The 656-nt window shown below is 68.3% G+C and carries 1 pseudogene; it reads right to left on the bottom strand.

From position 1 onward, the window contains the following. Positions 1 to 656: pseudogene (locus EN935_RS39090) on the bottom strand (helix-turn-helix transcriptional regulator); the annotation flags it as partial.

The raw sequence follows: 656 nt of genomic DNA on the forward strand, positions 1-656 counted from the left end.
GCGCCGGGCAGCCGGCGGAGACGCATTCCGCCAGCTGCCCGGCGCTGGCGACGCCGCACAGGCCCTGCAACGCCCACGCATCGGCGCGCCTTGGAAACACCGACACCGCGTCGAGCATCGAGCGGGCGCCGGCAGACAGCCGCTCGGCCCGCGCCAGCACGGCGTCGCGCACGCTGGCGGGCGGTGTCGTTTCATTTTCGGCGCACAACAATTCGGTGACGAAAAATGCGTTGCCGGCCGTCGCCCTATAAATGGCGTCACCATCGCGGCCCGCCGCATCGGCCAGCGCCAGCACCGCCGCCTCGCTGAGCAGCGGCACGTCGATGCGCGCGACATTGCCCGCCGGGATTTCACCCAGCGCGCGGCGCACGCGCATCTGTGCCTCGCTGCGGTCGTTGCGCGCTGTCACCAGAAGCAGGATGTGGGTGTTGACGATGCGCCGGCCGAGAAAGCGAACGAAATCCAGCGTCGCGTCGTCGGCCCAGTGCAGATCCTCGATCACCAGCAGGCTTGGCTGCGTCTTGGTCTCGAAGATCTCGAGCGCATCCGAAAACAGCGGCAGTCTTTGTCCTTGCCGGTGGTCGATCGCTTGCGGCAGCGCCCATTGCGCCTCCCGGGCGAGATCATAGAGCGGCCCGAGTGGATCGGGTATCGAC

Origin of the sequence: Mesorhizobium sp. M7D.F.Ca.US.004.03.1.1 (genome assembly GCF_003998635.1) — a bacterium.
Lineage (GTDB): Bacteria > Pseudomonadota > Alphaproteobacteria > Rhizobiales > Rhizobiaceae > Mesorhizobium > Mesorhizobium loti.